This window comes from Cellvibrio sp., assembly GCF_039207905.1.
Taxonomy (GTDB): domain Bacteria; phylum Pseudomonadota; class Gammaproteobacteria; order Pseudomonadales; family Cellvibrionaceae; genus Cellvibrio.
This window is the reverse complement of sequence record NZ_JBCECX010000001.1, coordinates 257,793-270,284: the sequence shown is the minus strand read 5'-3', so window position 1 is coordinate 270,284 and position 12,492 is coordinate 257,793. Positions and strand designations below refer to the sequence as shown.

Genomic DNA, 12,492 nt, shown 5'->3' with positions numbered 1-12,492 from the left:
CCCGCTGCGCGATGCGTTTTCAGTATTGTTTTTTGTATCAGTCGGCATGTTGTTTGACCCGCATATTTTGGTCAATGAACCACTCAAAGTATTGATCGTGGTGGCGATTATTATGTTCGGTAAAACCATTGCGGCAGTTGCACTGGTATTGGCATTCCGTTATCCGCTTAATACAGCACTGACTGTCGGCGCGAGCCTCGCGCAAATCGGTGAGTTCTCGTTCATTCTCGCCAGCTTGGCGATGGCATTGGGGTTGATGGATACCACCGCCCACAATTTGATTTTGGCGGGCGCACTCGCCTCCATCGCGCTTAACTCGGTCATCTTTACCAGCATCGAACCTTTGCAGCGGATAATCCGCAAACGCTCGAAGTTAGCCCGCTCACTGGAACTGCGCGACGATCCACTCGCCGTATTACCAATGAGTACCGACGATGCCTACTTAGCCGGACAAGTCGTTCTGGTCGGTTATGGCCGCGTTGGTCGTCGCATTGCGAAAATCCTCAACGAGCACAAGGTTCCGTACGTTGTTGTCGAAGCCAATCGCGATGTAGTTGAACAATTGCGCGCAAAAGATATTCCTGCTGTTTGTGGTGATGCAGCAGATCCAACCGTATTGATCCAGGCGCATATCGCACAAGCGGGTGTATTGGTTGCCGCAACATCCAACACTTTCCATGTGCGGCAAATGATTGATATCGCACGCAAACTGAATCCAAAGATTGAGACAGTGATCAGAACGCACAACGAAGAAGAAGCAGAGTTGTGGGTGAAAGAAAATGTGGGCCGTATCTTCCTCAGCGAACAACAATTAGCAGGCGGTATGGCCGACCATATTTTGCGTCGAATGGGTAAGCTTGAAGCCGAACCGGTTGCAGCAAAAGCGCATTCACACTAAAAGCAAAAGTGACCAATAAAAAACGGGCTGATTATTCAGCCCGTTTTTTTATGCCTCGATAATTACCGCTAACTATCAGCGGGCACTTTCTGCATCAATTGCATCATCCACTTCTGTTGGCGATAGGATTTTCGGTCCTGCCGGTGCTGGTGCGGTAAAAGTTTCACTGCTTTTCATCAACTGACTACTGTCGATCCCAACTCCACTGCCAAGTGCTTCAGCAACTGCTTTCTTCAGCACAATAATCGCGATACGACGGTTGATAGGTTCACCCGGTTTATCGACTAACAGCGGAGCAGCAGAACCCATACCCTGCACTGTTGCCACCTTCGCTTCCGGATAAGCCCCGTCCAGCAAAGCGCGGCGAGCAGCGTTGGCGCGATCGGCCGACAACTCCCAGTTAGTGTATTTCGCACCGGCACCATAAGGTGTTGCATCGGTATGACCGGTGATGCTGATTTTGTTTTGCACCTTGTCCAAAATCGGCGCTAACGCTTTCAATACATCCGACGACCATTTTTGTAAGTTCGCGCTGCCCACATCAAACATCGGGCGCTGGTCTTTATCTACGATCTGGATACGCAAACCCAGCGCGGTGAAATCAATCAGGATTTGATCCTTGATTTGCTGGAACACGGAATCAAGTGAATTGATTTCGGTTTCCAATTGTTTCTTCAACTCTTCCAACTGTTCTTTTTCAATACGCTCCATTTCTTTTTTCAGTTGGTCGTCAGTCATGTCTTTGATGTTATCGCTCTGATCGGGTTGATCGTTGGCGGTTTCATCATTGGGATCATCTGACTCGGTTTGTTTTTGCGGTTGATCCTGACTGATAAGCCCCAAATCCGCTCCCCCCTCGCCGACCACATATTCACTGCCCGGCTCATTAAAGTGGGCTGCAATTGCTTTTTGCTCTTCGGGAGAAGTACTGCCGAGTAACCACATCAACAAGAAGAATGCCATCATCGCCGTCATAAAGTCGGCGAGTGCTACTTTCCAGGAGCCGCCATGATGCCCATGGCCGTGCCCCTTCTTCTTTTTGATGATGATGGGTTGCTGAGTCGCGCCCTTTTCCATACAACAGGACCCTTACTTCTTGTTTGCGCGATATTGTTCTTCCAGCTCTTTAAAGCTCGGGCGAACACTGTGGAATAACACTTTACGACCGAATTCCACCGCAACTTGTGGCGGAACACCATTCATGGAAGCAACCAGAACTGCTTTGACGCACTCGTAAGAACGGGATTCGTCGCGCACTTTACCGCTGAGGTAGCTGGAGAAGGGGCCGATAAAACCGTATGCAATGAGAATCCCGAGCAGTGTACCTACCAACGCTGCTGCCACCGCAGCACCGATCTCTGCAGGTGGGCCGCCGATTTTACCCATCGTAATAATTACCCCGAGCACCGCCGCCACAATACCGAAACCGGGCAAACCATCTGCCGCATTCTGGATAGCGCCGGGAATGACGGACGCCTCTTGGTGATGCCCGTCCAACTCCTGTTCCATCAACGACTCCAACTCATGCGGTGCCATATTGCCTGCGACCATGATGCGCAGGTAATCGCAAATAAACTCCACGATATGGTGGTCTTTCAGGATCGCCGGATAATTGGTAAACAGTGGACTGCTATCAGGGTCTTCGATATCACCTTCAATCGCCATCAAGCCTTCGCGACGGGTCTTATTGAGGATGTCATATAACAATGTGAGCAGTTCAAGGTAAAACGTTTTATTGAACTTTGAGGGAGTCATCAGCGCGCCGGCAGACTTAACTACGCCGATAGTTACTGATAACGGGTTGCCGATAATCATTGCCCCCAGTGACGCACCACAAATAATCAAGATTTCGATCGGCGACATCAGCGCCATAGGATTACCGCCATGGATAGCAAAGCCACCGATGACGCAACCCAGGACGACAATAATCCCAAGAATAATATTCACGCACTTACCCCCAACGTAGAAACGGCCCCAACACAGAAACAGGTTTGAATTAAAGCGGCAAGAACGCTTAAAAAACCAACAAGATAAACACGACAACGCTGTCGACACGGTTTGAGTATAGGCAGGTTGATTTGAGGTTCAAGGCGGCAGCAAGATTTAGCAACATTTGACCTGCTATTAACGATCACCCACACTGGCGCCCGCCAGTTAATCGGCCACTTATCCAGAAGCTAAAGGTTAAAGTTATGAAAATTGATGAACTGTCTCCCGCCCATCAACAAGCATTGGAGGCCGCCGCTTTTCGCCGGCTACTTGAACACCTGGACAGCCGCAAGGATGTGCAAAATATCGACTTGATGAACCTCGCCGGCTTCTGCCGTAACTGCCTGAGCAAATGGTATGTCGCGGCCGCCAAATCAGATGATATCGAGGTGGATTATGAAGATGCGCGCACGCGCGTTTACGGTATGCCTTACGCGGACTGGAAAGAAAAATACCAGGGTGAAGCAACTAGCGCACAACTGGAAAAGCTTCAGCAAACCACACCAAAATAAGTTGCCGGGATGAACAACGAACTTCAAACCCATCGTGCCGATGTGTTTGAAGTCCTGTTGAATGCAGTCGCCAGAGGTTACTGTAATTGATAGGCGGTGACTGTATTTTTAAAGAAGTTTGGCACAAACAGCCGTTGGGTAGCAGGATCAAAACCTATATCAGCGGTATTGATTTTTTGCGCTTGCGAGTCGATCAGCAATTCAATTTTGCCGTTGGCGTAAACGTAATAAATCAGACCCGGCCAGCAGGACACAATAAATTCGCCGCGCTTGGTCATCTCTATACCATCAATCCCCTGAGCGAATCCCTTGGCGAGGATCAGTGGTTTTTTATCAGGCCCTACCAGCAACAATTCCGGTCCTGCGCCCACAATTAAATTTGAGCCAAAAGCTTTCAGACCATTGGCATTACTGATGTTCTCCAGATAAACACTCGGTGTATCGTCATCCACACGATGGACCTTGTTGGTACGAGTATCTGAAACAAACACCACACCACTGGAATTCACTGTGACATCATTTAAAAAGACCGAACCTGCAATCTGAATCTTTTTCAGTATTTTTTGATCCTCAATATCGATCACAACCAATTCGGTCAGGTCAGCCACGTACAAGCGATTCTTGTAAATTGCCATACCTTTGGGAGCATTGAGGCCGGTAATCCAGTCTTTATCAATAACTGCGCCGTCAATGGCGAGCTTTGCAACGCCGCCCTTACCATCAACAGCATCGCCCTGGCCATCAATCAGGCTCACAAACAAATAGGTGAATTTCTCTTCATTGACGACCAGAACAGATTCCGGAGTGGGTAAATTGGCGGTTTGCCAGATTTGCTGCAGCTTGTGTTGCGCCATCGCCGGAGATGCGCCCAAACCCAATAGGGAACAGGAAAGCAGGAGAGTGATTATTTTTTTCACTGGGATACCTCATTATTTTATTGTTGTGGTGCTAGTTCTCTCGCCCACAGATCCCTGTATTGGTCGAATACTCCTTAACGATAGACCATGTTGCCACTAGTGAATTCCGCCTCGCAAAATTCTTTACACAACTTGCAGTAACGTTACCCAAGCGCCCACTTGCGCGTTACCTGCCGGTGACAAATAAAAACACGCGAGCAGCGAAATCATTGCGCTTGGATAGCCTAAGCTCTACCCTAGCACCAATATGATAAATAACTGTTGATAACCACTCGCCCGAAAGCCCAATAACTTATGAAAATCAGTGCCGATAAACATGCCCCTAAGGCTAAAGCCACCATCAAAGATGTTGCCAAACTGGCCGGTGTCTCCTTCAAAACCGTCTCGCGCGTCATGAATAAAGAAGGCACTGTCGGCCAGGAACTGCAAGACAAAGTCATGCAGGCGGTCAAGGCGCTGAACTATCAGCCCAACTTGTCAGCGCGCCTGCTGCGCGGTGCGGCTTCATCGATTGGTTTTATCTACGACAACCCCAACAGCAACTACGTTATTGATATGCAGAAGGGGATTTTGGGCGAGTGCCGCCGGCAGGGTTATGAACTGGTGATTCACCCGTGCAACTCAAAGGCTGACGATATTATCGACGAAGTGTTGAATATGATTGACCGCAGCCAAGTCGGCGGTTTGGTGCTTACACCGCCTATGTCAGAAATGCCGGACGTATTGTCTGCACTCGGTAAACGCAAAATTCCCTTTGTACGCATTCTCTCTGGTGCCCAACCGCCTGATAAAAAAGGCCCCTGCATCTTTATTGATGACCGCACTGCCGCTTACAAAATCACCCAGTACTTGATTGACTTGGGGCATAAAGCCATTGCCTTCCTCGGCGGTGAAGAAGCGCATAAATCCAGTGGCGAACGTTTGGAAGGTTACAAAGCCGCACTCAAAGCCAACAAAATTGCGCTCGATAAAAAACTGATTTTACCGGGGGAATATTCGTTTGAATCCGGTGTGAAGCGCACCCGCCAATTACTGGCTTCGAATTTAAAGCCGACCGCCGTATTCGCCTGTAACGATGAAATTGCAGCAGGTACATTGTTTGCCGCGCGTATTCAGGGCGTTGATGTGCCGCAACAATTATCGATTGTCGGCTTCGAGGATAGCCCCTTCTCCCGTCAAGCTTGGCCCAACCTCACCACCGCGCAGCAGCCAAACCCGAAAATCGCCGAGCGCGCTACCAGCTTGTTAATTGATACCATTCGCAATAGCCGCGATGTAGAGAGCGAGGGATTTTATCCGCAATTAATCGTGCGCGATTCAACTTGCCCTGCGCCGTCCAAACGCTAATATCTAACAAAAAATTTGTATCATTCTCGTAGTAGCCGGCGCGCTTTGTTTACGCCAGCTTCAAAACGAGCTGGCTTTGTACGCAAGATATCTATCGCTTAATAAATTCAAGTATAGAATTAGAAGCGATATTTCATACCCACGGTCGCGCTACGAGCATCACCGAAATCGGAATAGCCCCACATAGAACGGTTGTAGACTTCGTCAAACAGGTTGTCGATGTTAAGTGATACCGAGAACGCATCGTTAAATGAATATCGAGCCATCACATCTACCAACCAATACGATGGTTGTTCCTGCCTTACAGAAATTGCTTTACCCGTTGAACTGATCGCAGCTGGGACTGTAGCAACACCGTAGGAATAGTTCTGCCAACGAGCACTTGCCCCAAGCGTTAAACCATTGGCAAAACTGTAGCTGTTAGTAATTTTGAATTGCTTGGTTGGCAGATAAGTTTGGCGGGGGTTACCTTCTTCGTCTTCCGCTTTATTATCGGTATAGCCGCCGCTGATTTCCCAACTCTCAGTCAACGCGCCTGCAATTTCAATTTCGTAACCATCGGTTTTTACACCGTCAATACTTTTATAAATCCAGTTACCATTTGGTAATTGTCCCTGATTAGCCCATTCAGCAACGTTATCTTTATTCGCGCGATAAACGGCAGCGGAAATATTCAGGGTGTTATCAAAAAATGCCATTTTGATACCCGCTTCGGTATTAGTACCCTCAGTGGGCTCAAGCAGATTTCCATCAGCTCCATAATTGCCGACTGGTTTAAAAATGCCGGTGTAGCTTGTGTATACGGAGAGAAAACTATTCACGTCGTAGACAAGACCAGTGTAAGGAATGAACACATTATTTTCAGACGTACTGACGCCAGTGTTGTCGAGCAGATCCCAGTTGTCATAACTCCAATCACTTACACGACCACCCAGCATAAATTTCAGCGAATCAGCGATATTGAAGCGCACGGTTGCGTAGGTACCTGATTGCTCCCCCTCCTCAAGCGAGTGCTGTGCATCGTATGGTGATGATGGACCAGAATAATCAGGTGCGGCCGGGTTTGGATTATTCAGGTTGTAAACCGGCATATCGGCATAATCAAACTGCAAATCAAATTCATTACTGCTGTAGCTGTAACCAAATACGATTTCGTGATCACGCCCCAAAAGCGAGAAACCACCATTAGTAACTATGTTAAAACTCTCAGTATCTGACTTACGGCCCGAAAACAACGAATATGGTGTTAATCGATCCACCAGGTCACCGGTATCTTTTTTTACAAAACCGCCATAGCTAGCGTTGCTCACATCCTGGGTTGCTTTGGCATAACGGTAAGATGCTTTTACTTTCCAACCACTTTCAAATTCGTGCTCAGCGTAGGGCATTACACTCCACTGCTCGATAAAACGATGCGCCCACTCGTGGCCGGTAGAGAAAGAGACGTCGTGATCAATCAAAGTACCGTCAGTGTAAAACGCCGGGTTGGAACTCCAGTTGTAAACACCGCGTGAATTCACTTTGGTTTTATCGATAGCAACGGATACCAGAGTGCTGTCGGTAACATCTGCTTCTACTATTCCGTAGACTACCGATTTATCGCGTGAGTAGCGGTCGATGTAGGAGTCGCCATCCATATACGAACCGATAAAACGGCCACGCACGCTGCCGGATTCACTCAATGGGCCAGCCACATCACCCTCGGTGCGGTATGTATTCCAACTCCCCAATGCCCCACTTACAGAGGCTTGGAATTCTTCTGTAGGGCGCTTACGAATCATGTTCACTGTCGCCGATGGTTCACCTTGCCCCCCCAAAATCCCCGCCGCACCTTTCAAAATTTCCACCCGTTCAGCCAGGATCGGATCGATACTCTGACTAGCATCACCTGAATAAGTAGAGTTCGCCGGAGTCGTAATCATGCCATCCACTTGCACCCCAGTATCCAATTCGAATCCGCGCACATACATGATGCTGTATTCCGATGCATCGCCCGATTTACTGACGCCGGGAACATGGTCAAGTACCTGCTCCATATCCACCAAACCTTTATCTTCGATCATTTGGCTGGTGACCAAGGTGACGGTTTGCGGAGTCTCACGCAGGGTCATATTTAGACCGGTCGCACCATTCATAGATTGGGTGGTATAGCTGCCAGTAACAATAACCTCTTCAACTTTCGCCTTTTTTGCTTTTGCCGGCTTACTGTTGCTTGATGCAGCAGTAGATTCCGCCTGTGCAGTCTCGGCAGCCATTACCGAACCTGAGATAACAACACCACAGAGCACACTGATAGCCACAGCCATCGGTTTTTTAATAAATAACATGCGGGATTTCCTTCGGGGGGTAGGTCAACGTGTGGGTCACCGGAGCTGTCATATACAGTGAGGCGACAGGTGGCGCGCATTTTATTTAAAAATAAGAATTATTATCAATATCAATTGTATAATTTGTCGTTTTACATCAAGAAATCATTATTTTTTGCACAATCTGCATTGAAGCGACAGAAATTCTTCAAAGATGGCGAGGTGCCGTTAGGGCTTCTTTACAACGGGAGGAGAGAAAATTGGGAGGAGTCAAGAATCAAAAACGGGCGCAAGATCGATTAGTTTTCGACTTCTGCTGCGCTGGCTTCCTGCGGAACAGGTGTTTCAGTCTGGCTGGATTCTTCTTCGCTTACGCTGTCACGTAAGCTTTTTTCGCTTTCAAACAGGCGATCAAAACTCATTTGTGGATCATCCCATCCACCTTTGATGGTGTAACTGATACTGGTGGCTTGATCGACCTGTTTCTTGAACAGTTTGCTGACCAGATAAACACCGGCAGCCGCTGGTAAACCGGTGGCTAACGCCGCAAAGAAAGTGAGATTACCGGCAACTGGCAAGGTGGCGACCAAGCGCCCGTTGATAGTTTCTTTACGTAAATTAATGGTACCCGCCATTTGCAAGCCGCTTGAAGGCGTACGCACTAGCAAAGGCTCTTCAAAGACCAGAATGCCTTGGTTAAAGCGGACTTTTCCGTTGATCTCGTCGTAGGCCAGACCGCTTTTGTAGAGATCAGAAAAATCGAGGCGCATACGGCGCGCGAGTGAGTCGAAATTCAATACCGACATCAGGCGCAAAATACCATCGCCTGCACTGGCATCGCGTTTGAAGCGTCCTTTCTCCAGCCAGATACTCATCTCACCATTGAGATTCACCAAACCAAAATCCTGCGGTGAACCAGCCCAATAAAGATCAGTACGGTAGCGCGCAGCATGGCTCTCAATGGTGTCGGGCTTATCCCAGGCGCGCAGCACGGCAGCCATATCACCGGTTTCAAGGTTGCCAATAAAACGGGATTGCACGCCCTCGGGACCGTCCTGCCAAATCAGCTTGGCACCTTCTGCCGAACCATCAACACCTGCAATGGTCACGCCGCGAATACTGCCGCGGATATTGTTGATCACCACCCCCAAATTATTGGGGCGTAACTGCAGCGACCAGTTGCCGTAATTGTTGCCATCCAACATCAGGGAGGCCACGGTGATATTGGCCAGCGGTAACTTGCGCGGGTCGATCACTTCCTTTGGTGCAACAGGCTCCGATACTTGGGTCGGTGCAGCTGACTCGGCAGTTTCACCGGTTCCTAATGCTACAGACGCTGTATCAGGAGTTTCAGCCAAGCCAAGGATTTCTTTGGTCAATGACAACCGGGCAAGATCAACCTGCAGCGGCTTGAAGCGGCTATCGGGGATAAGGAGCCGACCTTCAACGATGGTATTTTTCAGGTCCAACTGCCAGCCGATACGTACCGGTACAGCTGCGACATTGAGGTTTTCGAGCTTCAAAGACCCTAATTCATATTGCCCCAACTGCAATTCTGCACGGAATGGCAAGCCGGCAATCTGACCTTCTACCTCGGGGTTTGCAAGCAGCGCGGGTACGGCAGACTGCTGTGCATTCACACCTTGCGCAACAACCGGAGCCAGTCGTTCGGTATAGGTTTTATAGCGCGCCTGCACTTCTTTCCAGGCATCAAGGTCGATACCTGGCAGATAACCGGAAACCAGGAATTGTGGCTGGGTACTAAATGTAGCTTCACTTCCCAACGCGATATTAGCATTCAGCAAGCGGTTTTCATTCGCACGATCAGTGCGGAACAGAGCTTGTATATCAGCGTTGTATTGCACATCAATCTGCGCCTGATTTTCATGCAGTAAAACTTTCACCTCTAACGGGCGCTGCTCAGCGGCAGGCTTGCCATAGGGCGCGGGCAAATCAACTGCTACATCGGTCAGATCACTGTTAATCGTGACTGCTGCAAACGCACTCTGCGCAAACTCTGTCGCCGACAGCTGGGGATCAATCACTTCTTCAGGGCTTAATTCAACCAGGCTTTTTTCAGCACGCGGGCGATGGTTTAACTCAACCAATGTTTTGTAGGGCAGATTACCTTTGAGGAACATCAACTCCGGGCGCTTGCTCCAATAAGCGAGCTGCTGCACATCCACTTCACCACTGATATCGATCAAGGTCTGGCTGGAATCATCGAGTTTACGAGTGCCGAGCGTGACTTCGACTGGCTGGTCAAAAAATCGGGCATGCAGGGTATCGCTGCTAATACCCGTGTCACTGTTGTAATTGATATGCCCGGTTAACTCATGGGCGACGAGATTGAGGTTCTGCAATTCAAACTGCGGCACCTGCAAATCCACGCTGACTTGTTGATGTGCACCCGCCGGTTTTTCCTCGCCAGTGCCGATAGGAATATCCAGATCGAGCCGCGCTTGCATCTCGCCCTGCATACTCCAGGAATCCATACTGCTACCGAGATACTGACGCAACATGCCCTCGCGCAATACGCGGATACCATCGCTGGCAGCGCCGGTGATCTCACTGTCAACCTTGAGCAAGGAACCCTTACCTTTCGCACGCGGATTAACCCGCACTTCGGCGTGTTTGACACGGCTGGTGTAGATACCGGCGTCGGTCACGCTGGCAGCAATATTCATATCGCCTACCAGCAATAGACCATCAAGCTGGGTGAGTGCGGGCCAACCCGGGTGGTAATTCAGCTCCGCATCTTCAATATCCAGATACAACTGATAAGTCCGCGCCATGGTATTTTTGGTGTTGAGCGTACCGCGATAGACAAAACCGGCTTCGGTAGCAATGCCGGGGTTTTCTGCCCCAACGCTTTGCTCCAACCAATCAAGCAGGGTTTCAGGCACAACAGCGGGAGTGTATTTCTGATAGAGGCTGGCGTTGAGTTGTTTGGCGCCGATCTGCAGGTAGAGGTCGATATCGCCGGTATTGCGCTGCCAGGGCAAAGATAGCCACATATAACCGCGCGCCAACTCATCACCTTTCTGAAATTCCAATTGGCCGCTGTTGACGTAAATCTGGTTCTTTTCCGGTTGCAGATGCCACGCCACCTGCCCTTTGGCGCGGTCGTATTCCATTGGCGCTTTATAGGTGGGCGAGTAGTGCATGGAAAAAGATTGGCGCGAATCTATATCGACAAAACCGCCTTTTTGCCCCGCCTGCACATAACCATCAACCCCCGCCAGCGCCGGAACACCTTGCCAGGCATTAGTGGCAACCTGTTCAAGATTAGCGCGCAATTGCCATTCTTTAGGCTGGTGCACAGGCAAGATAAGCTGCAGATTATGAAGTTGGCCGCGCGGATCAAGCGCCTTTAATACTTCCTGCAAACGCCCTTCGCCCAGCGCACCTACACTGCCGACCATGTCATGCACACGGGCGAGATCGAGGTTATCCAAACTAATTTTCAGCGGTTTATTAAATCCAGCCGCCGCAACCGCGAGATTCACATCAGCAATTTTCTGCTCGCCGATACCGGCCTTGACTTGCTGTAACCCCAGCTGCCACTGTCCGCCCGGCAGCCAATAACCGCTCAGCTCGGTAGAAAAATTATCCAGCGATATGCGGCGCTCACCCAAGGGGAGCGACAAGCGCTGCAAGCCAAGACGACCAGTTAAATCGTAGCCTTTGCCGCCCGCGCGGGTCTCAAACCAGATATTGGCATCCACCATGCCTTCACTCTGGATGCTGGATGCATCAGCGCCACTCAGCAGGAACGCGTTGGCGGCGGCAATAGGTTCACTGGTAGGAAATCGATTCAGCTGCAAATAACCGCGACTGCGGAAATCATCGGTATCGCGTGGATCACCCTCACCTTCCATCACCAGATAAACACTGCGCGATTGCTCATCCACATCCACTTGCAACGAGAGACGATGGAAATCTCCCGAGTTTTCAAACAATAAATAAGGCGAGTCCAGCACTACCTCTTTACCCGAAACAAAACGGAAACTGAGGTGGCTGCTCTGGAATTCAATTTTGGTGGACAGCAATAACATGTCGACCAAGGCATCCAGATGCACTTCCGGCTGGTCAGCATCGGCGCGCTTGGGCAACCCGGGAATCTGCCAGAAACCATCGGCAGTTTGCGCAAAGGTCATATCCACCTGGCTGAGCGAGAGATTGCTCCACACCAGACGGAAGTTGAGCAGGGATTCAACAATATCGAAACGCAAACGCGCCTGTTTAAAGGCAACGATCGGCTGATTGGAGTGACTTTTGATACTGAAATTCTGGATGACGACACCGGGCTTCAATCCGCCCCAGTCGGCCTCGATACTGCCAATCGTTACCTGCGCATTCAGCTTTGAGGATAAATAAGAAGCAATGTTCTGGTCATAGTCGCCCAACAAATGGGAAAAGCTCCGCCCGGATTGCACCAACACCGCTAATAAAATCAGGGCGATAGCAATCACGAAGTAAAACCATTTCACCAACTTGCCAAAAGCGCGTGTCATTCGTTA

Annotated in this window: 8 protein-coding genes; 3 read left to right on the top strand and 5 right to left on the bottom strand. The window is 49.6% G+C overall.

Annotated features, from left to right (window positions below; all coding sequences use genetic code 11):
• The coding region (locus AAGC78_RS01085) for an NAD-binding protein (RefSeq protein ID WP_435782173.1) at positions 1-898 on the top strand (898 nt) is incomplete at its 5' end.
• Between the two features lie 75 nt (positions 899-973).
• Here AAGC78_RS01085 and motB read toward each other — a convergent pair.
• Both motB and motA read right to left on the bottom strand, forming a co-directional pair.
• Positions 974-1,975, bottom strand: a complete 1,002-nt coding sequence (gene motB, locus AAGC78_RS01080; RefSeq protein ID WP_435782172.1) for a flagellar motor protein MotB — start codon at positions 1,973-1,975, stop codon at positions 974-976.
• A gap of 12 nt (positions 1,976-1,987) precedes the next feature.
• Positions 1,988-2,845: a flagellar motor stator protein MotA gene (gene motA / locus AAGC78_RS01075; protein WP_435782171.1), complete on the bottom strand. Its 858-nt coding sequence runs from the start codon at positions 2,843-2,845 to the stop codon at positions 1,988-1,990.
• A gap of 245 nt (positions 2,846-3,090) precedes the next feature.
• Here motA and AAGC78_RS01070 point away from each other — a divergent pair, with 245 nt between their 5' ends.
• A complete protein-coding gene (locus AAGC78_RS01070) occupies positions 3,091-3,399 on the top strand; it encodes a DUF1244 domain-containing protein (protein ID WP_435782170.1) in 309 nt (102 codons plus the stop codon).
• A 77-nt stretch (positions 3,400-3,476) separates the two neighbouring features.
• Here the strand turns inward: AAGC78_RS01070 and AAGC78_RS01065 are convergent, their stop codons facing one another.
• Complete coding sequence (locus AAGC78_RS01065; RefSeq protein WP_435782169.1) at positions 3,477-4,316, bottom strand: GTP-binding protein; 840 nt, start codon at positions 4,314-4,316, stop codon at positions 3,477-3,479.
• Positions 4,317-4,610: 294 nt separating this feature from the next.
• Here AAGC78_RS01065 and AAGC78_RS01060 point away from each other — a divergent pair, with 294 nt between their 5' ends.
• The gene (locus AAGC78_RS01060) at positions 4,611-5,663 is read left to right on the top strand and encodes a LacI family DNA-binding transcriptional regulator (RefSeq protein WP_435782168.1); all 1,053 of its coding nucleotides are present in this window, start codon (positions 4,611-4,613) and stop codon (positions 5,661-5,663) included.
• 119 nt (positions 5,664-5,782) lie between these two features.
• Here the strand turns inward: AAGC78_RS01060 and AAGC78_RS01055 are convergent, their stop codons facing one another.
• Complete coding sequence (locus AAGC78_RS01055; RefSeq protein ID WP_435782167.1) at positions 5,783-7,990, bottom strand: TonB-dependent siderophore receptor; 2,208 nt, start codon at positions 7,988-7,990, stop codon at positions 5,783-5,785.
• A gap of 278 nt (positions 7,991-8,268) precedes the next feature.
• On the bottom strand, positions 8,269-12,486 hold the full coding sequence (locus tag AAGC78_RS01050; protein ID WP_435782166.1) for a YhdP family phospholipid transporter: 4,218 nt from the start codon (positions 12,484-12,486) through the stop codon (positions 8,269-8,271).
• Positions 12,487-12,492 lie beyond the last annotated feature (6 nt).

Bases quoted from the DNA above. Each gene is read 5' to 3' on its own strand.
- AAGC78_RS01050 (WP_435782166.1), bottom strand. From the start codon at position 12,486: ATGACACGCGCTTTTGGCAAGTTGGTGAAATGGTTTTACTTCGTGATT.
- AAGC78_RS01070 (WP_435782170.1), top strand. From the start codon at position 3,091: ATGAAAATTGATGAACTGTCTCCCGCCCATCAACAAGCATTGGAGGCC.
- AAGC78_RS01060 (WP_435782168.1), top strand. From the start codon at position 4,611: ATGAAAATCAGTGCCGATAAACATGCCCCTAAGGCTAAAGCCACCATC.
- motB (WP_435782172.1), bottom strand. From the start codon at position 1,975: ATGGAAAAGGGCGCGACTCAGCAACCCATCATCATCAAAAAGAAGAAG.
- AAGC78_RS01055 (WP_435782167.1), bottom strand. From the start codon at position 7,990: ATGTTATTTATTAAAAAACCGATGGCTGTGGCTATCAGTGTGCTCTGT.